Raw genomic sequence first — 20,614 nt, 5'->3', positions numbered from 1 at the left:
ATCACGGAGCCTCCGGCGGATCCAACGGGGTCGACGCCTCCTTGAGCGCCGCCCAGCGGGTCTCTCGGGAGGCGTCGCCGTGCCAGGGCGAGTGGGGCGCCGGGGCCTGGAAAGGGTCGGCGGGCAGGAAGTCGTACGGCTCGTAGGAGGGGTCGTCGTCGCGTTCATGGGGCGTCGGAGCCGGTCGGCCGGTGGGCTTTCTGCGGGAGAACCAGCGGCGAGGCGAGGGCTTCGCGACGGAGGGGCCGGGCTCGTGGCCCGAGGGGGTCTCCGGGGTCCCGTCAGGCGTCGAGGGCTTCGGAACGGTCTGACCGGTCTCCGTCTCCCGCTGCTTCCGCTTCGTCCGCCAGAACCGGCCGCGTGCCCGGCTTCCAGCCCCGTTCGTCTCCGCCTGCGGCTCGCCCGCCTCCGGACGCGCTCCGCCGTGCCCCGACTCGGACACCGCCGTCCCTGTTCCGTGCGCCCGCGCCTTCGCGCCCCTCGGCTTGCGGCACCGCCACGCCCGTAGCCCCAGGGCCACAGGGATCCCCACGGCCGAGGTCCACGCCAGCGCCGCCGCCCCCGTCAGCCACCACACCGGACCGAACCGGGCGAGTGCGGCGACCCCGAGCGGGCCGCCCGCGAGTGCGGCGAGCGTCGCGACGGCGGCCGCGCACAGGAGGGCCGCGAGCCCGGCGGTACCGGCGGTCCGGCCACGTGACCAGGGTGCGGCGAGCCCGTGTCCCGACCGGTCGCCCGCCTGCCCGGCCGCGCCCTGTGGCTGCTGTGCGCCGACGCCTTTGCCCGGCGCCCCGGCCCTCACTCCGGCCGTCACGGCGCCCTCCTCGTCCGCCGCACGACTCCCCGCCCGCCCCACGAACCACCCCACCGTCAGCCCGGCCGCCAGCGGCACCCCCGCGGCCGCCCAGTTCACCCACGTCCCCGTCCCGGGCCCCGGCACCGCCGCCAGCAGCGGGAACGGCGGCAGGAGGGGGGTGGGGGCGGAGGACAGGGGGGCCACCACATGTCCCGTCCCCAGCACGAAGCCCGGACCCAGCGCGTACGACGCCGACCAGACCGCCGCGTTCAGCACCAGCGCCACGCACAGCAGCAGCACCGCGAACCGGCCCGACCAGCCCTCCGTCAGCTGGAGGAAGGAGAGCCGGGTCGCGTCGCCGTGCCACACCAGGGACGTGCCCAGCAGCAGCGCACCGCCGCCCACCAGGACCGCCACCCCCGCGCCCGCGGCCCGCGCGGCCGTGCCGAGACGGCGGCGGGCGTCGGGGCCGAGGAAGAATCGCCGCACGCCCGCGGGGAGCGACAGCAGCGCTCCGTCCACCGGTTCACGCGGGCGGCCGTACGCCGTCCAGACCCCCGCACCCGCCGCCGACAGCACGACCGCCGGTACGCACACCCCCGTCCACACCCACGCCGGCCGCAGATCACCGCCCGCCGCGTACAGCGCGGCCCCCGTCCCGACGGCGAGATAGCCGAGGACCACCCCGACGAACGCCGTCCACCCCGAAGCCTCCGTGGAGTCGTCCACCGCGTCCCGCGCCGCCCGATGCACCAGCCACGCCGGCAGCACGACCAGCAGCAACGGCGTCACTCCCACCGGTGCCGGCACGCCGGACAGCGTGTCGGCGCGCACCAGTTCCGCCCCGTGCGCCAACAGCCAGAGCGCCGCCGCGACATGCAGCGCACCATCGGGTCCGCTGTCCGGATACGGCGAACTGATCCACAGCACCATCACGAGCACGGCGAGCGACGCGAGCCCGAGCCCCGCCGCGAGCGCGCCGGCCCCGAGGCTCGCGGCGAGTCCGGGCGATCGGTCGCGCAACCGGGTGAGCAGGGACGACAGGGGCGCTCGGCGAACGGTCATCTGGATCACGACCGTCATGCTCCCAACGACACGCGCTTTCTCGTCGTAACAGGCGAACCTCCGAAGTGTCGCTCAATATACGACTATGTACTTTTTCGTACGAAGGGGCGCCCTGTGAAGCAGAGCCCTTCGACCCCGCTCCCCCCGCCCAAGGAACGCCGACGCCTGCGCGAGGCCGGGTCCTTGACGCAGGATCAGGTCGCCGAACGGGTGGGTGTCACCCGCGCGACGGTCCGCGGGTGGGAGTCCGGCCGTACGAACCCTCGGGGCCGGAAGCGGGAGGCGTACGCGAAGCTGCTGGACGCCCTGGCGGAGGAGAAGCCGGCCGAGGTGGCGGTGCGTCAGGGGGAGCCCGAACCGGAGCCCGATCCTCAGCCGGAGCCCGAACCTCAGGAAGCGGCCACCCCTCTGACGCCGGCTCAGGCCTTCGACGCGCTGTACGCGTTCTGCGCCCCCGCCCTGGTACGGCAGTGCTATCTGCTCACCGGGCGCCGTGAACTCGCCCGCGAATCGGTCGAGCGTTCCTTTCAACTCGCCTGGCAGCGCTGGCCCGAGGTGGCCGTCGACCGCGACCCGGCGGGCTGGGTGCGGGCCACGGCGTACGAGTACGCCCTCTCCCCCTGGCACCGCTTCCGCCCCCGGTACCGGTACCCGGAGCCACCGCCCGCCGACGCGTCGGACCGCGCGCTGATGGCCGTACTCCTCGAACTCCCACCGCCGTACCGGCGCACGTTGTTGTTGTACGACGGGGTCGGCCTCGACCTGCCCGAGACCGCGGCGGAGACGGAGGCGAGCACACCGGCGGCGGCGAACCGGCTGCTGCACGCGCGCGAGGCGGTCGCCGCGAGGCTGCCGGAACTCTCCGACCCTGTCGAACTGCACCGGCGGCTCAGCGAACTCGCCTCCACGGAACGCCTGCGGGCCGCGAAGCCGCCGACGGTACGGACGGGCAGCGAACGCAGGGCCCGCTTCTGGACACGGGCGGCCATCGCCTTCACGATCGCGCTGATCGGGACGACGGCGCTGACGGTCCGAACGGCTCCGACCCGCTACGAACCGCCGATCGCGCCTGGCGCGGAGATCCAGGGCGTGCCGCCGCGGGTGGCGCAGGGCGCGCTGTCGGAGGTGGAGGTGGAGCTGCGGGAGAAGCTGCGGGGCGGAATGATGAGCGGCCCGGAGAGGGTGCTGCCGCTGAGTCGTTAGCCGCAGGCCGGTGGGGGCTGGTCGCGCAGTTCGTGCACTGGACCCACCTTTTTTTGGGGGCGCGGGGAACTGCGCGACCAGCCACAACGCACCCGCAGCCGCCCGACCACACGGCGAGGCACTTCCTCAAGCGCTGTGGGCCCGCCCCCACCGAGGGGAACGGGCCCACGAACGCTCAGCTAAGGAACCGCTGCTCAACCGGCGAGGATCTCCCGCGCCAGCTTGGCCGTCTCGGTAGGCGTCTTGCCCACCTTGACGCCCGCGGCCTCAAGGGCCTCCTTCTTCGCGGCAGCCGTACCGGACGAACCGGACACGATCGCACCCGCGTGACCCATGGTCTTGCCCTCGGGCGCGGTGAAGCCCGCGACGTAGCCGACGACCGGCTTCTTCACGTTCTCCTTGATGAAGGCCGCGGCACGCTCCTCGGCGTCGCCGCCGATCTCACCGATCATCACGATCAGGTCGGTGTCGGGGTCGGCCTCGAACGCGGCGAGCGCGTCGATGTGCGTGGTGCCGATGACCGGGTCGCCACCGATGCCAACGGCGGACGAGAAGCCAATGTCACGCAGCTCGTACATCATCTGGTACGTCAGCGTGCCGGACTTCGAGACCAGACCGATGCGGCCCGGCTTGGTGATGTCGCCCGGGATGATGCCGGCGTTCGACTGGCCCGGGGTGATGAGACCGGGGCAGTTCGGGCCGATGATCCGGGTCTTGTTGCCCTGGGACACGGCGTAGGCGTAGAACGCGGCCGAGTCGTGGACCGCGATGCCCTCGGTGATGACGACCGCGAGCGGGATCTCGGCGTCGATCGCCTCGACCACGGCGGCCTTGGCGAAGGCCGGCGGTACGAAGAGGACGGATACGTTCGCGCCCGTCTTCTCGATCGCCTCGGCCACGGTGCCGAAGACCGGGATCTCGGTGCCGTCGACGTCGACGGTGGTGCCCGCCTTGCGCGGGTTCACGCCACCGACGATGTTCGTGCCGTCGGCGAGCATGAGCTTGGTGTGCTTCATGCCCGTGGAGCCGGTCATGCCCTGGACGATGACCTTGCTGTCCTTGTTGAGGAAGATAGCCATGGCTGTTTTCCCTCGTCCTTACTTCGCAGCCGCGAGCTCGGCGGCCTTGTCGGCCGCGCCGTCCATGGTGTCCACGCGCTGGACCAGCGGGTGGTTGGCGTCGGAGAGGATCTTGCGACCCAGCTCGGCGTTGTTGCCGTCCAGACGGACGACCAGCGGCTTGGTGACTTCCTCGCCCTTGTCGGCGAGCAGCTGCAGCGCCTGGACGATGCCGTTGGCGACCTCGTCACAGGCGGTGATGCCACCGAAGACGTTGACGAACACGGACTTGACGTCCGGGTCGCCGAGGATGATCTCCAGGCCGTTCGCCATGACGGCGGCGGAGGCGCCACCGCCGATGTCGAGGAAGTTGGCCGGCTTCACGCCGCCGTGGTTCTCACCGGCGTACGCGACGACGTCCAGGGTGCTCATGACGAGACCCGCGCCGTTGCCGATGATGCCGACCTCGCCGTCGAGCTTGACGTAGTTGAGGTTCTTCTCCTTGGCGGCGGCCTCGAGCGGGTTGGCCGCGTCCTTGTCCTGGAGGGCCTCGTGTCCCGGCTGACGGAACTCGGCGTTCTCGTCGAGGGAGACCTTGCCGTCCAGGGCGATGACGTCACCGGAGGCGACCTTGGCCAGCGGGTTGACCTCGACGAGGAGCGCGTCCTCTTCGATGAAGGTCTTCCACAGGGTGACCAGGACGTTCTCGACCTTGTCGGCGACCTCGGCCGGGAAGTTCGCGGCCTCGACGATCTGGCGCGCGACCTCGGGGGTCACACCCACGTTGGCGTCGATCGGCGTCTTGGCGACGGCCTCGGGGCGGGTCTCCGCCACCTCCTCGATCTCCATGCCGCCCTCGACGGACGCGATGGAGAGGAAGGTGCGGTTGGCACGGTCCAGGAGGAAGGAGACGTAGTACTCCTCCACGATCTCCGGGGCCGTCTCGGCGATCATCACCTTGTGGACCGTGTGGCCCTTGATGTCCATGCCGAGGATGTTGGTCGCGTGCTCGACCGCCTCGTCGGCGGTCGCCGCCAGCTTCACGCCGCCGGCCTTGCCGCGGCCACCGACCTTCACCTGAGCCTTGACGACGGACTTGCCACCGAGACGCTCGGTGGCTGCGCGGGCCGCCTCAGGCGTGTCGATGACTTCACCGGCCAGCACCGGTACATCGTGCTTGGCGAAGAGGTCCCTCGCCTGGTACTCGAACAGGTCCACGCGCTTCCGTCCCTATCAGTGATCTCGCGGTTCGTTGGATGCGTGGGCGTGCCGCGATGGGCAACGTGACGTCCGCCGTCTGTCACAAGGGAGGCGCACACGGTGTCCGAGCGCGCGGCATGTCCGTCTCGCAGGTTATCGCTGCTTGCAGGGGGCCCCTAAATCGAGGGTCACACCTGAGCGGTGATACCTGTCACATGATGCCGCCCTCACTGGCACGGGGTGCCGGATGTGAGGGGTCGAGGGGCTCATGGGGAAGGGCCTCACCGGGCTGGGGTTGACCCGGTGAGGCCCCTGGAGCAGCCCCCGAGGGGGCGCGGGGCGGTCGATCCCCACCCCAATGGGGACCGCTCCGCCCCGTCCGTGAGGAGTTCGTCCGGTCAGACCGATGGCTTTCGGCCGTACGGGTCCCGCGCCCTCACGGAGTCGGTCGGTCCGCCGCCGTGGGCGGCGGTGGTGGGGGGACGGTCAGGCGTTGTACGTGCCGCCGTACTGCTGCGCGTAGCCAGGGGTGATCGACTCGGCGACTCCCTGGACACCCGCGACCGCGTTCCCGGCGAGCGGGGTCACGCCGTCGACCGTGTGAGCGACGACGGGTGCGACTCCGTCGACGACGGGCGCCACGTCACCGACGACGCCGTACGCGAAGGGGGCGACGTCGCCCGTGACGCCGTACGCGAGGTTCCCGGTGCTGCCGGTGACGCCCTGTACGACGGGCTGGACGAGGCCGACGACGGGCTGCGCGACCCCCTGTGCGAAGGCCTGGGCCTCCCCCGTCACGCCGTACACCAGATCGGCGGTCTGCCCGGCCACGCCGTACGTGAGCGGCGCGACGCCACCCACGACGGGCCGGACGTCGCCGACCACGCCGTACGCCAGGCCGCCCGCGTCCGCGACGGCCCGCTCCGCGACCGGGACCACGCCGTGCACGGCGGTGTGCGCGACCGGCGGCAGCACGGCACCCGTGGCGTCGACGGCGACCTGACCGACCAGACCGGTGGCGTAGGCGGGTACGTCGGTGACGACGCCGTCGACGACGGGGTGGAGGTCGGCGACCGCGCCGGTGGCGACGGGGGCGATGCCGTGGACGGCCGCACCGGCGAGGTGGTGGACGTCGCCGACGGTGCCGGTGGCGACGGGCCGCACGCCGTCGACGGCGGTCCCGGCGGTCTGCCCGACGCCCTGGACGGCGCCGGCGGCGACCGGCTGGACGTCGGCCACGACGCCGTGGGCCAGCGCGGTCGCGGCGTCGACGGTGTGGTGGGCGGTCCGCGCGACACCGGCGACGGTGCCGCCGACGACCGGGGTGACCTCGCCGACGGTGTGGCCGACGACCGGGGTGACGCCGTCGACCACGCCGTGGGCGACCGGGCTCACACCCTCCACGGTGTGGGTGGCGACCGGGAGGACCCCGGCGACGGCGTGCTCGGCGGTCGGGACGACGCCCGCCACGGCCTGACCCGCGACGGGCAGCACCCCGTCCACGGCGGCGGTCGCCACGGGCGGGACGGCTGCCGCGACCGTCTCGTCGACGATCGGGGTGACGGTGCCGGGAACGGCGGCCACCGTGCCGACCACCTGCTGCCGGACCTCGCCAACGGTGCCCGTGATGTGGCTCGGGACGGAGGAGACGGTGGCCCGGGCGGCCGCCGTGACGGTTCCGGCCTCGGCCTGGGCGACGGCGAGCGCGTCGGTAGCGCGGCCCTCGGCCCCGCTGACGGTGGCCTGCGCGGCGCCGGTCGCTCCGGTGGCGGTACGGCCCGCGCCCGCGACGGTCTGCCGCGCCTTCGTCCGTACGACGCCGTCGACACCCTGCGCCTGGGTGCGGGCCGCCGACTGGACGCCCTGAAGCTTGGTCTGGGCGCCGGCGAGGGCCCGCTCGAGCTCCGGGGCGAAGGCGGCGAGGGGGCCGAAGAGGTAGTCGACCTCGTCCTGCGGGGTGGTCGCGTCGGAGACGGTGGTCCGGGCGGTGGCGACGGTCTCGTCGGCCGTGGCCTTGGCCTTCGTCTGCGCGGCCCGGGCGGCCTTCGCGCCCTGGATGGCCGCGGCGCCCTTGATCTTCGAGGCCCTGTTCGAGGCGTCGGTGGTCTGCGGGAGGGTGACCTTCGCGTCCACGTAGCTGCGGGCCTGGTCGGTGGTGGCCGTGGTGGTGCGTGCCGTGTCGGTCGCCTTGGGCGCGGCCGTCGCGGCGGTGTTCTCGACCGTCGAGGTCACGCCGGAGACGGTGTCCTCCACTTCGGCGACGACGCCGTCGACCGTGCCGGTCAGGGCGTCCGTGACGTCGGTCGTCGTGTCCGACACGGACAGCGAGGAGGCGGGCAGTTCGTCGGCGCTGGCCACGGAGGAGCCGAGCGCCCACGCGCCGGTGACGCCGGCGGCTATGACGATGGAGCGGCGGATGTTCTTGTTCATACGTGCGTCAGATCCTTAGATCCTGGGAGGTCCGAGGCTTCCGGGAGGCCCGCTTGGGACGGACGGGCTCCTGAGCAGCGCGGGTGGGGACGGCGTCCGGTCGGGCTCGGGGACGAGGGGTCCGGGCGAGCCGCGGAACGGGTCCGGCGGGCTGTCAGGAGGAGGTCCGTGGCGGAGCTCCGGTGCTTCGGGGGGCTGGGGACACTTCCGGTGCCGGTTCCGACCGCGATGCCCCGGGGGACGGGGTTCTGCGGTGTCGGATTCGGCTTCGACGGTTTCCGTCCGGAGTTCGAAAGGGGTTCCGGACGACGGGCAGACCTGTTCCGCCCCCGCGCGGCAGGTCTACGGGGGGAGGTCCTGCCCTATGCCGGAGAAACCGGAATGTCCCGGTGCCGGTCCCGGGTCTCGAACGCGTCGGCACGCACAGCGGCACCGGCCACGAGCCGCACCACTGTCCGGTGGTTCAGGGACACGGCGTGCGCGTCCCCGTGCCGCGACGAACCACTGTCCGCCGTCGGCCGGTTGCCCAGCGCACCACCCGGGTCACCGCCGGGCGCCTGCCGTACGGGAGCGTGGGCGCCCTGCACGGCACGGTGCCCGCCGGCCTTCGCCGCCGTATCCGTCGTCGGCGAACCGGTGACGGACAGCGGGCCGTAGAAGGCTGCCGTGGCCGCTGACTTGCCGGAGCGCCGTCCGGAGGCGTCACCCTGGGGCGAGTCGGTCACCGGGGGCTTCGGCCGGGGTGTCGCCGACCCCGGCGGAGTCTGTCCCGGCAGCGTCTCTCCGGGGAGCGCGGGCAGGCCGGGCAGCTCCGGAAGCCCGGGCAGGCCGGGCAGCTCGGTTCCGGGCAGGGACGGCAGGCTCGGCAGGGGCGGCATCTGCGCCTGTCCCTCCGCCAGTTGCCCGGTCACCGTCTCCACCAGGTCACCGACCGGCTGAAGGACCTTGCCGTCCACGGCGCCGACGACATGCTCGGTCACCGGGCGGAGGACCTTGTCGCCGGCCGACTGCGGGAGGACATCCGCGAGGGGGCCGCCCTGGGGAGCGGTGTCCGTCCCGGCGGTGTCCGTGCTGTGCGCGAGGCCGGTCGGTTCGGTCGGGGGTGCCGTGCGGTGGTGGCCCTCGGGTGCGGCCGGCGGATTCGCCAACCGCCCCACCGCGTCACTCGTCAACGACCGGACGCCGTCCGCCGGATCCGCCGGAGCGGCCCCGGACGTCACCGTCGCCGTCGGTATGTCCTCCGCCGCGCTCGCCTGTCCTCCGCAGAGGAACCCGAGCGCGAACAACCCTCCCACCAGCAGCGCCACTTGCAGCGTACGCCGCCCGGCCGCCGTGCGCAGGCTGCGCAGAGCGGCACCGGGCAGTGCGGCCGGCCAGGTCAAGAGGGCGGGTCCTCCCGTGCGGCGGAGCGAATCACGCGTGACGAGCAACGAAGTCGGTACGACGCGGTACGGACGAGCGGTGCGCGACGCACCGCTGACGAGGCACCGATACTCGCACGGCAGTGCGGAGGTTACGCAAGCCCCCCGTTACCGATGCGACTCATGTCCGTTTTGCTGGCCCAATTCGGATGTCGCTGGGTCGACAAATCACCACGGATTCGCCGCTGTTCGCCGGTCAGGCCGTGTCCGGGATCGGGATGGGCCGTTTCTCGATCGCCGCCGCCATCACCTCCGGGAACAGATCGGGGGTACAGGCGAAGGCCGGTGCGCCCAGCGCGGCGAGCGCGGCCGCGTGCTCCCTGTCGTACGCGGGAGCCCCTTCGTCGGACAGTGCGAGCAGGGTCACGAACTGCACCCCCGACGCCTTCATCGCCGCGACCCGCTTCAGCATCTCGTTCCGTATGCCGCCTTCGTACAGGTCGCTGATCAGCACGACCACCGTCTCGGCGGGCCGGGTGATCTGCGACTGGCAGTACGCGAGCGCCCGGTTGATGTCCGTACCGCCGCCGAGCTGGGTGCCGAACAGGACGTCGACCGGATCGTCGAGCTGGTCGGTGAGGTCGACCACCGCGGTGTCGAAGACGACGAGCCGGGTGTCGATGGACCGCATGGAGGCGAGCACCGCCCCGAACACGGATGCGTAGACGACCGACGCCGCCATCGACCCCGACTGGTCGATGCAGAGGATGACCTCCTTCTTCACCGACTGCGACGCCCGCCCGTACCCGATGAGCCGCTCCGGCACGATCGTCCGGTACTCCGGCAGATAGTGCTTGAGGTTGGCCGCGATCGTGCGGTTCCAGTCGATGTCGTGGTGCCGGGGCCGGCTGATACGGGCGCTGCGGTCGAGGGCGCCGGTGAGGGTCGCCCGGGTGCGCGTGGCCAGTCGCTTCTCGAGATCCTCGACGACCTTGCGGACCACGGCCCGTGCCGTCTCCTTCGTCGTCTCCGGCATCGCCTTGTTGAGCGAGAGCAATGTGCCCACCAGATGCACATCGGCCTCCACCGCCTCCAGCATCTCCGGTTCGAGCAGCAGAGTGGCGAGACCGAGCCGGTCGATCGCGTCCCGCTGCATCACCTGCACGACGGAGGAGGGGAAGTACGTCCGGATGTCCCCGAGCCAACGCGCCACGGACGGCGCCGAAGCCCCCAGCCCCGCGGAACGCTCCCGCCCCGACTGCCCCTGCCTGTCCCCCTTCCCGTACAGCGCGCCGAGCGCCCCGTCCATCGCCGCATCCCGGCCACCGAGCACGCACCCGGTCCCGTCGGCGGCCTCGCCCCCGAGCACCAGCCGCCAACGCCGCAGCCGCTCCTGCGCCGGGTCCACCACGTCGACCGTCATCCGGACACCCCCACGAGAGTCTTCGTCCGCGGAGCCACGGCCCTGGACCGCGTCGCGGAAGCGGGCGCTGAGGTAGGCGCTGGGGCAGGCCGGCCGGTCGCAGCGGGCGTCGCGGGAGAGGTCGCTGTGGCAGGCCTCCCGGTCGCGGGGCGTGCCGGCAGAGATGGCGGCGCCGCACGCCACCCAGCCACGGCGCCCTGCGTCGCGGAGGCCTCAGTGACCAGCCGTGCCGTACGGGGACGTGCCCAGAGCGGCATCACCCGCACGGTCGCCGTCGAGGCATCTGGCACCAGGGGCCTTTGCCCATCGCCGACGGCGTCCACCGCGTCCTCCGCCTCCACGGGCCTCTTCGGCTCGACCATCTCATCCGTCGTCATCGCCCCACCCCCACAAGGTCGTTGTCGTCGGCGCCCGCGGGGTCGCCGTCCAGTCCCAGCAGCAGCCGGACCACCGGCAGCACCGCATCCGCACGCGCCGTGTCGAGACCGGCCGCGAAACCGGGTATGCCGGCACCGCCGCCCGCCGCACTCCCCCGCTCGCCCGGCCCCCGCCGGACCAGCTCGCCGAGCGTCCGCCGCACCCCCGGCTCGTACGCCGAGAAGGTCCGCCGCAGCAACGGCAGCACATCCGTGAACGCCTCCGCCGGCACCCCGGTCAACCAGGCGTCGACCAGCCCGAGCAACCGCTCGTCGTGCACGAGCAGCATCCCGCCCCCGGCACCACCACCGACGAACCCCTCGATCCAGGCGGCCGCGTCCGCCGGCGGCGTCCCCGGCGACAGCACGAGCCCCATGAGCCGGGCCGCCTCGTCCTGCCCCAACTCCCCGTCGTCCAGGAGCAACCGCACGGCCCGTCCCCGGATGACACCGGGCACGGTGTCCCGCCCCGACAGCACCCGCAGCACGGAACGCCAGCGGAGACGGAGGCCACGGTGGGGTGAGTCGGGGGCGCCGGGCAGGGTGTCCTGTCCGGGCGGCACGGCGGCCTGCGCGGGCTCGTTGTCGTCGGGTGCAGCGGCGGCGCCCTGCCGACGGTTCTCCCCTCCGGCCACGGCACCGCCCGCGCTCTCCTCTCCCGACGCCGCACCCGCGCCCGGCCGCGCCCCCTCCGCCGCCACCACATCCCCCAGCAGCCCCACCGCCCCGTGCACCGCGTCCACATGGCGCCGCATCTCCTCGGCCGCGTCCGCGTCGAGGGCGGTGCAAGCCGGAGGAAGGCCGACGAAGACCCGTTCGGCGAGGCCCGCGGCGACCTCTGTCAGGGCGTGGGTGTCCGTGCCGCGCACGTCGCCGTAGCGCAGGGAACGGACCAGGGCGGGCAGGGCCTGGGCGAGATGGCCGACGTCGGTGTCGAGCGCGGCGCGGTCGGCGAGGACCCGCATCACCACCGGGAGCGCTTCCGGCAGTTCGGCCAGGAGGCAGCGCTCGGCGAGTGCGGTGACATCGGCGAGGCTCTGCGCGGCGACGGCGTCCGCCTCCGCCTTGGCGGTCGCCGCGGCGAACACGGTCGTCCCCCACACACCGGCCTCCGCGACCCGCACCGCCAGCTCCGGCTCCCACCGCAGCCGCCACGTCTCCCGGAACGTCCCCGTACTCCCCCGCGACGCCACCGGCTCGCCCCACCCGACACCCAGCAGCCGCAGCCGGTGCAGCAGCCTGCTGCGCCCCGCGTCGGTCTCCTTGCGCAGATCGAGATCCAACTCCCGCTCCAGCGCCTCCGGCTTGAGCCGCAGCCGCCGCTGCGTACGGTCGAGGTCCCGCTGCAACGGCACCGCGGGCGCCGACTGCGGCACCTCCCCCAGCACGTCCCCCACGACAAGCCGATCGTGCACCAGCGACAGCGGCACGTCCGAGCCCTCGCACATCACCGCCCGCACCGCGTCGGTCGTCTCGCTCAGCCCCGCCAACGGGCGCCCGCGCATCGCCGCGAGCGTCTCCGCGAGCCGCACCGCCTCGATGACATGGGCCGACGAGACGATCCGGTCCTCCTCTCGCAGCAGCCCCGCCACCTTGGTCATCCACCGCTCGACCGGCCGGTCCGCCGCGCCGAACAGATGCCCGTACCAACCCGGCGAGTCGATACCGGCCCCGTACCCGCTGACCCGGGCCAGCCGCCGATACGTCCACGGCACCCACGTCATGTCCGCCTTGACCTTGGGCAGCCCCTTCACCAGTGCCCGGTCGGCGGCGACGGCCGTCCTCTCGCGCAGCGCGGGCACATGCCACGCCCCGCACACCACGGCCACCCCGCCCCCGAACTCCCGCTGAGCCGACCGCACTTGGAGCCGCATATACGCCTCTCGCACGAGATCCCGCTCATGCCCCCCACTCCCGTACGCCTCCCGCAACGCCGCCATGGCCTCCTCGACCACGACGAACGGCGCGAACACATCCCCGGCACCCGCCCCCCGGTGCTCGACGACGTCCTCCCACCACCGCTCGGCATCGTCGTAACCGGCGGCTTCGGCGAGCACGGCGAGGGGGTCGATCCGAAGGCCGGTACGGGCGACCTCCGCCTCGGGACCACCACCCGCCTCCGCACCGTCAGGCTCGCCGAATCCATCGGGGACCGCACGGGAGTCGGGAGCCGCGCCGGAGCCCGGAGGGTCGGCTGTCTCCCCCACCGCCTCGTCGGCCCGGCCCTCCTCCCACGCCAACGAGTGCGTCGCAGGCAAGTCGATGAACCTCGCCGGGACTTCGTGCTCCAGAGCCCAGCGGATCGCCACCCACTCCGGGGAGAACTCGGCGAGCGGCCAGAACGCCGAACGGCCCGGTTCGTCGACGGCGTGGGCGAGGAGGGCGACCGGTGGCCGCATGTCCTCGTCGGCGGCCAGCGGGATCAGGGCGTCGGCCTCGGGCGGACCCTCGATCAGCACGACCCGCGGCCGCGCCACCTCCAGCGCCGCCCGCACGGCCCGCGCGGAACCCGGCCCGTGATGCCGTACACCGAGCAGCAACGGCTCCTTGCCGACAGCCACCGCGCGCCGCGCCCCCGCGGCTGTCTCCATCCCGTCGCCCGCAGTCGCCGCGCTCACCTCGCCCCCGGCTGCCACACCCCCCTTGCCCGCGACCGCCACATGCCCCTCCCCCGCGACCGCCCCGCTCCCCTCGCTCACAGCCGCTCCACTCCCGTCCCTCTCACGCCCTGTCACACCGTCCCCCTCCCCTCCAGAACCACCGCTCACGGGCCGGCCAGCACCGACCGCCGCACCACACCGCCGACACCCCCGCACGCCACGGACACCGAGCCGCCCGACTCCTGCCCCCCGCCCGAGCCACCCGATCCCCCTGAGCCGCCCGACCCCTGGCCTCCGCCGGGGCGGCCCCAGCCCAGGTCGTCCCCGCTCACGCGCTCACCTCCCGACAGGCGCGGTAGAAGTCCTTCCAGTCGTCGCGTTCCCGTACGACCGCCTCCAGGTACTCCTGCCAGATGACGCGGTCGGCCGCCGGGTCGCGGACCACGGCGCCGAGGAGTCCCGCGGCGACGTCACCGGCCCGCAGTACCCCGTCACCGAAGTGGGCGGCGAGGGCAAGGCCGTTGGTGACGACGGAGATCGCCTCCGCCGTCGACAGCGTGCCGCTGGGCGACTTGACCTTCGTCCGGCCGTCCGAGGTGATCCCGTCGCGCAGTTCGCGGAAGACGGTCACCACCCGGCGGATCTCGTCGACCCCCTCGGGCACGGTCGGCAGGTCGAGGGAGCGGCCGATCTGGTCGACGCGCCGCGAGACGATGTCGACCTCGGCCTCGACGCTGTCCGGCAGCGGCAGCACGACCGTGTTGAAGCGGCGGCGAAGGGCGCTGGAGAGGTCGTTGACCCCGCGGTCGCGGTCGTTGGCCGTGGCGATGAGGTTGAAGCCGCGGACGGCCTGCACCTCCTGCCCCAACTCCGGTATCGGCAGCGTCTTCTCGGAGAGGATCGTGATGAGGGTGTCCTGCACATCGGCGGGGATACGCGTCAGCTCCTCCACCCGCGCCGTCATCCCCTCCGCCATTGCCCGCATCACCGGGCTGGGCACCAGCGCGTCGCGGCTCGGGCCGTTGGCGAGCAGCTGCGCGTAGTTCCAGCCGTACCGGATCGCCTCCTCCGGGGTGCCGGCCGTGCCCTGCACCAGCAGGGTCGAGTCGCCGCTGACCGCCGCGGCCAGGTGCTCGGACACCCAGGTCTTCGCGGTGCCGGGCACACCGAGGAGCAGCAGGGCGCGGTCGGTGGCGAGTGTGGTGACGGCGACCTCGACGAGGCGGCGCGGGCCCACGTACTTCGGTGTGATCACCGTGCCGTCGGGCAGCGTGCCGCCGAGCAGGTAGGTCGCCACCGCCCACGGCGACAGCTTCCAGCGGGCCGGGCGCGGGCGGTCGTCCTGGGCTGCCAGCGCGGTGAGTTCGGCGGCGAAGGCGTCCTCGGCGTGCGGACGCAACTCCTCGGTCGGCTCGTTCTCAGGTGATGCGGATGCTTCGACGGACATCGCGTCCACGGACACAGACATGGCTGAGAGCCCCCTCCAGCTCGGCCGGTTCGGATCTGACAACCACGGTGCACCACGCCACTGACAATGCGATCTGAGCTGCGGAGACGTGCTCGCGAGTCCGCTCGCCGGACCGATTGTCAGTGGGGGGATCTACCTTCGATGACATGACTCAGCAGGGGGTGCGCTGGAGCGCGGACCAGGTGCTGGCGCTGGCGCCTGACGCCGCGTCACGCAAAGCGGGAAGCAAACTCGGGGCGGCGGGGCCGTGGTCCGAGGCGGGGAGTTCCGACGAGGGGACGGTGTGGGGGCAGTGCAAGGGCAGCGGCAGCAAGCCGTATCAGACGGTCGTCGACATCGCGGACATGTCCGGGCCGGCGTACAAGTGCAGTTGTCCGAGCCGCAAGTTCCCGTGCAAGCACGCCCTCGGGCTGCTGCTGCTCTGGGCGGGCGAGGACGGCGCGGTGCCGCGGGGGCAGGCGCCGGACTGGGCGGAGCAGTGGCTGGAGGGGAGAAGGCAGCGGGCGCGGGAGAAGAAGGACGCGACGGCTTCCGCCGGCGGCGGTGGTGATCCGGAGGCGGCCAGACGCAGGTCGGAGCGCCGGGCCGCGCTGGTCACCGCGGGGGCGACGGAGCTGGAGCAGCGTCTCGCGGATCTGCTGCGCGGCGGGCTGGCCGGTGCGGAGCAGGCCGGGTACGGGATGTGGGAGGAGACCGCGGCCCGCATGGTCGACGCCCAGGCGCCCGGACTCGCTTCCCGGGTGCGGGAGTTGGGGGCGATTCCGTCCTCCGGTCCGGGCTGGCCGGTGCGGCTGCTGGAGGAGTGCGCGCTCCTCCATCTCCTGGACCAGGGCTGGCTGCGCCGCGAGCGGCTGCCCGAAGCTCTGGCGGCGACGGTCCGTTCCCGCATCGGCCTGCCCGCATCGGCGGACGGACCGGCGGTGCGGGACCGCTGGCTGGTGCTCGCCCAGTACGACACGACGGACGCCCGACTGACGACCCGTCGGATCTGGCTGCACGGCGCCGAGTCCGGTCGCATGGCGCTGCTCCTCTCCTTCGGCGCCGCGGGCCGCGCCCCCGAACTGGCTCTGCCGGTGGGCCTGGTCCTGGAGGCGGAGGTGTCCGCGTATCCGGGTGCCGGGCAGGTGCGGGCGGCGCTGGGCGAGCAGTTCGCCCCGCCGGCGCCTGCGGCGATACGCCCGCCGGGGACGACCCCGGCGCAGGCGGCGGCCCGTTACGGCGAGGCGCTGCGCGACGACCCATGGCTGGAATCAGTGCCGGTGACCCTGGACCGGGTCGTCCCGACCCCGGACGGCGACACCTGGCAGCTGGCGGACGCCGACGGCGACACGGCCCTGCCGCTCACCCCCACCGCCCGCTCCCGTCCGGGCCTGTGGCGCCTGGTCGCCCTCTCGGGCGGCGCCCCGGTCAAGGTCTTCGGCGAGTGCGGCCACCGCGGCTTCACTCCGCTGACGGCCTGGCCCGAGGGGGCGGGCGACGGAGTGGCGCTGTACTGAGCCGGCCGGACCATGAGGCGCGCTGCCGCACAGCCGCCCATCCGCCCCAGGTCGAGCGTGAACACCGACACCCACGTCCAGGCGCCACACGTACAGGCACCCCCGAGTACAGGCACCAACCGGCACCGGCCCCGCGACACCCGCGCACACCGACGCCGATCCCATCCGCACCGACCTCGGAGGACACACGGACACCAACGTCCACGCCACGCGCACCAGCCGCGCGGCACACACGGACTCGGACGACAACACCCACGTCACCCGCGGCCACCGCACAGCACACACCAGCACCCGCACCGGCACCGGCACCGGCACCCGCACCCGCACCCGCACCCGCACCCGCACCCGCACCCGCACCCGCACCCGAACGGACTCGCACCCCCACACCACCAGACACACCCACCGCCCCACCTCTCCCACCTCTCCCACCTCCCCCACCCGCCCCGGCACCCCACGGAAAGGACCCGCATGAACAGCAAGTCCACACCTGTGGATTCACCCGCGCAGAACGTCTGGGAGGAACTCGTCACCGCCGCCCTGCTCGGGACCGAGCGCCGCACCCCGCCGGGCGCGACGCCCGGCCGGGAGGCACCCGTGGCCCTGCTGGACGCGGCGGCGACGCAGACCGTACGGCGGCGGGCCGGGCTGCGGCCCGCCCCGGCGGCGGCGCGGCCGGAGCCGGCACCCACGGAGACCCGCCCCGCCCTGCCCGCCGCAGCGGCCCGCAGGCTCTCGATGCTGCTGGCCGACCGGCCGGGCGCGGGCGGCTCAGGTCGCCGCGGCACGGCCCCGGACCTCATGGAGCTGCTGCCCCAGTGGCTCGCGACGGCGAACGCCCGCGGTTTCGCGGCGCCCCCCGAGGTGCTGCCGGCGCTGCTGGACGCGGCCAGGGGGCGTACGGATCTGCGGCCCGCGGCGTTGACCTTCGCGGGACCGCGTGCCGTGTGGCTGGCGCGCCTGAACCCGGACTGGCGGTTCGCCCTGCGCGCGGCACCGGGCGGGGACCCGGCGCTGCCGCACCCGAGCGACACGGACCGGGTCCGACAGCTGTGGCAGGAGGGCCTGTTCGCGGAGCGGGTCGCGCTGCTCGCCGCGATACGCGCCCATGAGCCCGCCGCCGCACGGGAGTTGCTGGCGACGACGTGGGCGACGGAGCGGGCCGAGGACCGTCTGATGTTCCTCGACTCGCTGCGGACGGGTCTCGGCGCGGACGACGAGCCGTTCCTGGAGCAGGCGCTGGCCGATCGAAGCCGTAATGTCCGGGCGACGGCGGCCGAGTTGCTCTCCGCCCTGCCGGGTTCCGCGCTCGCCGCGCGGATGGCGGTCAGGGCGACGGCGTGCGTGGCTCTGGACCGTACGCGGGAGACGCCGACGATCGCCGTGGAGGCGCCGTTCGAGTGCGACGCGAGCATGGAGCGGGACGGTGTAGTGCTCAAGGCTCCGGCGGGACGGGGTGAACGGTCGTGGTGGTTCGGCCAGTTGGTGGAGGCGGCACCGCTGGGCACGTGGGCGGCGCGGCTCGGCGGGCGTACGCCGCGGGAGATCGTGGCCCTGCCGGTGGCGGACGACTGGCGGTCCGATCTGCACGCGGCGTGGTGCCGGGCGGCCGTACGGCAGCGGGACGCGGCCTGGGCGCGGGCGCTGCTGGGGGCGCCCGGGGCGCCGGAGGCCGGGGGGCCCGGGGCGGTGTCCCTGGCCGAGCGCGCCAAGCTGCTCGGCACGCTGGGCTCGGCCGAGCGGGCCGACTGGGTGGCCGGTTTCATCTCGGCGCACGGGCTGTCGGAGGCGTTTCAGCTGCTCGGGGGGTGTGCGGTGCCGTGGGCGGAGCCGCTCGGGCGGGCTGTGGTGGACGCGCTCAACATCGCGCGGGACGCGGGGAGTTACCCATGGAGTTTCAGTGGCGTGATGGGGCTGGCGGAGCGGTGTCTCGATCCGTCCGAGGCGGGGCGGCTCGACGGGCTGCTGGCGGTGCCGGACGAGCCGGAGGACGCGAGTCCGGGCGCCGGAGGGTACTGGGCGGAGGCGTTCCAGCGGCTGGTGACGACGTTGCAGTTGCGGGCGGCGATGGCGCGGGAGTTGGAGGCGGTCTGACGGAGCCGGCCGGCGGCGGCCGGGCCGGCCCGCTGTCCCGGAGCGGCTTACGCGCCCGCGGGCTGCCGCACGTTGGCGCGGACCCAGTCCACGATCGCCTGGGTGGTCGCCCCCGGGGTGAAGATCTCCGCGACCCCCTTCTCCTTCAGCGGGGCGATGTCGGCCTCGGGGATGATCCCGCCGCCGAAGACGAGGATGTCCGCCGCGTCCCGCTCCTTGAGCAGGTCGATGACGGCGGCGAAGAGCGTGTTGTGGGCGCCGGAGAGGATGGAGAGGCCGATCGCGTCGGCGTCCTCCTGGATCGCGGTGTCGACGATCTGCTCGGGCGTCTGGTGGAGCCCGGTGTAGATGACCTCCATACCGGCGTCGCGCAGCGCCCGCGCGATCACCTTGGCCCCGCGATCATGGCCGTCGAGTCCCGGCTTGGCCACCACGACGCGGATCGGACCGGCTGCCACACCCATCACTGCCTCCATGAAGCGACTACATCCATCCGTACCGACACGTACCGAACATGCCATGTATGCCACCGCGACGGCACCGGTACGGCACGGACGTCCTCACACCGCATTGTGCGAGGAAGTGAACGAACGTTATCTCCAGCATCCCGTAACCGGCAGTTTCGCGGTGGAGACCGAGGGGGAAATCACACGGTGGGACACGTTCGCCGCGCACCGTTCCGAGTCTTTGCGGCACACGGGCCGCTGCGGTACGCGGCCCCCGTACCGCAGCGGGAGCAAGCGCAACGGGAGCCGCAACGAGGTCGCCGCACCACCGCGCCGCGGGCCGCGCGCCGTGGCGGTGCGGCGGGCCGACGGTGGCACGAAGGGCACGTAGGGCAGGTAAGGCACGACAGCGGGGAGCCTCGTCGCCACACCGGCAGGGAGCCTCGTCAGGTCATCGGCGCACCATGCTCCACCCGCGCCACACGCCGCACCCGCCCGACGCGCCCTCCTCGTGCCTCCTCGACCGCCTCCGCCGCGGCCTCCCACGAGGGCACACGGGGGACGGAGCTGTCTTCTCGTGTGCCGACAGGAGGTCGGCCATGAAGGTCACCAGGGCAGCGGCGCCCTTTCTCCCGCTCTGCCGGCGGCTGCTCCCGAGCAGCCTGGCGGGTCTGTCCGCGGCACTCCTGAAGGCGACCGCCCTGGAGCTCGCGATCCTCGCCGGACACCTCCTCCTCTATCCCTCCGGCGTCCTCCAGGAACGCCGGACACCGGCCGTCCCGCTCCCCTCCCCGGACGGCCCCGCCCACCTGCCGACGGAGGCCAAGCCGCCCGTCGTCCTGCTGCACGGCTTCATCGACAACCGCTCGGTCTTCGTCCTGCTGCGCCGCAGCCTCCTCCAGCACGGCCACCGCCAGGTCGAGTCGCTCAACTACTCTCCGCTGACCTGCGACATACGCACCGCGGCCGAGCTGCTCGGCCGGCACATAGCGGAGATCTGCGAGCGCACCGGAAGCAAGCAGGTCGATGTCGTCGGGCACAGCCTGGGCGGACTGATCGCGCGCTATTACGTACAGTGCCTCGGCGGGGACCTACGAGTGCGCACCCTGGTCACGCTCGGCACCCCGCACTCCGGGACCCGGGTGGTACCGCTGGCGGACGCGCACCCGATCGTGCGGCAGATGCGCCCCGGCTCGGACGTCCTGGAGGAGCTGACCCGGCCCGCGCCCGGCTGCCGTACGCACTTCGTGAGCTTCTGGAGCGATCTCGACCATCTGATGGACCCGCTGGAGACCGCCCGCATCGACCACCCCGACCTGATGGCGCAGAACGTTCAGGTGAGCGGGGTCGGGCATCTCGCGCTCCCCGTGCACCCGGCCGTCGCGATCGGGATACGACAGGCCCTCGACACCCCGCCGACAGGAACCGCGGCCGCGGCCGACGCCGGCGGTCTGACAGTGGCGTGACAACCGCAAGACAGCAGTCCAACATCGAACAATCTTCGAACACAAAGCCAAACCCGCGTCCGCACTCCCCCGAAACACGGCCGAATGCCCGTTTC

General features: G+C 73.3%; 14 protein-coding genes. 4 read left to right on the top strand and 10 right to left on the bottom strand.

What is annotated here, in order from left to right:
• Window position 1: 1 nt before the first annotated feature.
• Window positions 2-1,879 (bottom strand): DUF6350 family protein, encoded by a 1,878-nt coding sequence (locus ACFY0U_RS24540; protein ID WP_388639153.1) that lies wholly within the window; start codon window positions 1,877-1,879, stop codon window positions 2-4.
• A 96-nt stretch (window positions 1,880-1,975) separates the two neighbouring features.
• Here ACFY0U_RS24540 and ACFY0U_RS24535 point away from each other — a divergent pair, with 96 nt between their 5' ends.
• Window positions 1,976-3,064, top strand: coding sequence for a helix-turn-helix domain-containing protein (locus tag ACFY0U_RS24535; protein ID WP_388639151.1), 1,089 nt, complete (start codon window positions 1,976-1,978; stop codon window positions 3,062-3,064).
• A 194-nt stretch (window positions 3,065-3,258) separates the two neighbouring features.
• Here ACFY0U_RS24535 and sucD read toward each other — a convergent pair whose 3' ends face one another.
• From sucD to ACFY0U_RS24495, 8 genes are all read right to left on the bottom strand, one after another.
• Window positions 3,259-4,143, bottom strand: coding sequence for a succinate--CoA ligase subunit alpha (sucD, locus tag ACFY0U_RS24530; RefSeq protein ID WP_388639150.1), 885 nt, complete (start codon window positions 4,141-4,143; stop codon window positions 3,259-3,261).
• An 18-nt stretch (window positions 4,144-4,161) separates the two neighbouring features.
• Window positions 4,162-5,340: an ADP-forming succinate--CoA ligase subunit beta gene (sucC, locus tag ACFY0U_RS24525; RefSeq protein WP_388639148.1), complete on the bottom strand. Its 1,179-nt coding sequence runs from the start codon at window positions 5,338-5,340 to the stop codon at window positions 4,162-4,164.
• Window positions 5,341-5,808: 468 nt separating this feature from the next.
• A complete protein-coding gene (locus ACFY0U_RS24520) occupies window positions 5,809-7,752 on the bottom strand; it encodes a hypothetical protein (protein WP_388639146.1) in 1,944 nt (647 codons plus the stop codon).
• A 362-nt stretch (window positions 7,753-8,114) separates the two neighbouring features.
• Window positions 8,115-9,134, bottom strand: a complete 1,020-nt coding sequence (locus tag ACFY0U_RS24515; RefSeq protein ID WP_388639144.1) for a hypothetical protein — start codon at window positions 9,132-9,134, stop codon at window positions 8,115-8,117.
• Between the two features lie 235 nt (window positions 9,135-9,369).
• Window positions 9,370-10,536: a VWA domain-containing protein gene (locus ACFY0U_RS24510; RefSeq protein ID WP_388639143.1), complete on the bottom strand. Its 1,167-nt coding sequence runs from the start codon at window positions 10,534-10,536 to the stop codon at window positions 9,370-9,372.
• 373 nt (window positions 10,537-10,909) lie between these two features.
• The gene (locus ACFY0U_RS24505; RefSeq protein WP_388639617.1) at window positions 10,910-13,543 is read right to left on the bottom strand and encodes a DUF5682 family protein; all 2,634 of its coding nucleotides are present in this window, start codon (window positions 13,541-13,543) and stop codon (window positions 10,910-10,912) included.
• 173 nt (window positions 13,544-13,716) lie between these two features.
• Window positions 13,717-13,884: a hypothetical protein gene (locus tag ACFY0U_RS24500; protein WP_388639141.1), complete on the bottom strand. Its 168-nt coding sequence runs from the start codon at window positions 13,882-13,884 to the stop codon at window positions 13,717-13,719.
• Window positions 13,881-15,020 carry an AAA family ATPase gene (locus tag ACFY0U_RS24495; protein WP_388639139.1) on the bottom strand — a complete coding sequence of 380 codons (1,140 nt, stop codon included), beginning with the start codon at window positions 15,018-15,020 and terminating at the stop codon, window positions 13,881-13,883. The genes ACFY0U_RS24500 and ACFY0U_RS24495 overlap by 4 nt, the downstream gene beginning before the upstream one ends.
• 146 nt (window positions 15,021-15,166) lie before the next feature.
• On the opposite strand from ACFY0U_RS24495, the gene ACFY0U_RS24490 reads away from it, so the two are divergent.
• The gene (locus ACFY0U_RS24490; RefSeq protein ID WP_388639137.1) at window positions 15,167-16,516 is read left to right on the top strand and encodes an SWIM zinc finger family protein; all 1,350 of its coding nucleotides are present in this window, start codon (window positions 15,167-15,169) and stop codon (window positions 16,514-16,516) included.
• Between the two features lie 468 nt (window positions 16,517-16,984).
• Complete coding sequence (locus tag ACFY0U_RS24485; RefSeq protein ID WP_388639136.1) at window positions 16,985-18,607, top strand: DUF5691 domain-containing protein; 1,623 nt, start codon at window positions 16,985-16,987, stop codon at window positions 18,605-18,607.
• Between the two features lie 47 nt (window positions 18,608-18,654).
• Here ACFY0U_RS24485 and ACFY0U_RS24480 read toward each other — a convergent pair whose 3' ends face one another.
• Window positions 18,655-19,071 (bottom strand): cobalamin B12-binding domain-containing protein, encoded by a 417-nt coding sequence (locus tag ACFY0U_RS24480; RefSeq protein ID WP_388639134.1) that lies wholly within the window; start codon window positions 19,069-19,071, stop codon window positions 18,655-18,657.
• A 581-nt stretch (window positions 19,072-19,652) separates the two neighbouring features.
• Between ACFY0U_RS24480 and ACFY0U_RS24475 the strand changes: the two genes are divergently transcribed.
• Window positions 19,653-20,519 carry a lipase family alpha/beta hydrolase gene (locus ACFY0U_RS24475; RefSeq protein ID WP_388639133.1) on the top strand — a complete coding sequence of 289 codons (867 nt, stop codon included), beginning with the start codon at window positions 19,653-19,655 and terminating at the stop codon, window positions 20,517-20,519.
• Window positions 20,520-20,614: the final 95 nt, after the last annotated feature.

It is taken from the genome of Streptomyces sp. NPDC001536, assembly GCF_042894505.1.
Classification (GTDB): Bacteria; Actinomycetota; Actinomycetes; order Streptomycetales; family Streptomycetaceae; genus Streptomyces.
This window is presented reverse-complemented; position numbering and strand designations above follow the sequence as displayed.

Coding starts and splice junctions, on each gene's coding strand:
- ACFY0U_RS24510 (WP_388639143.1), bottom strand. CDS start 10,536: ATGACGGTCGACGTGGTGGACCCGGCGCAGGAGCGGCTGCGGCGTTGG.
- ACFY0U_RS24485 (WP_388639136.1), top strand. CDS start 16,985: ATGAACAGCAAGTCCACACCTGTGGATTCACCCGCGCAGAACGTCTGG.
- ACFY0U_RS24490 (WP_388639137.1), top strand. CDS start 15,167: ATGACTCAGCAGGGGGTGCGCTGGAGCGCGGACCAGGTGCTGGCGCTG.
- ACFY0U_RS24495 (WP_388639139.1), bottom strand. CDS start 15,020: ATGTCTGTGTCCGTGGACGCGATGTCCGTCGAAGCATCCGCATCACCT.
- ACFY0U_RS24480 (WP_388639134.1), bottom strand. CDS start 19,071: ATGGGTGTGGCAGCCGGTCCGATCCGCGTCGTGGTGGCCAAGCCGGGA.
- sucD (WP_388639150.1), bottom strand. CDS start 4,143: ATGGCTATCTTCCTCAACAAGGACAGCAAGGTCATCGTCCAGGGCATG.
- ACFY0U_RS24505 (WP_388639617.1), bottom strand. CDS start 13,543: ATGGAGACAGCCGCGGGGGCGCGGCGCGCGGTGGCTGTCGGCAAGGAG.
- ACFY0U_RS24540 (WP_388639153.1), bottom strand. CDS start 1,879: ATGACGGTCGTGATCCAGATGACCGTTCGCCGAGCGCCCCTGTCGTCC.
- ACFY0U_RS24520 (WP_388639146.1), bottom strand. CDS start 7,752: ATGAACAAGAACATCCGCCGCTCCATCGTCATAGCCGCCGGCGTCACC.
- ACFY0U_RS24475 (WP_388639133.1), top strand. CDS start 19,653: ATGAAGGTCACCAGGGCAGCGGCGCCCTTTCTCCCGCTCTGCCGGCGG.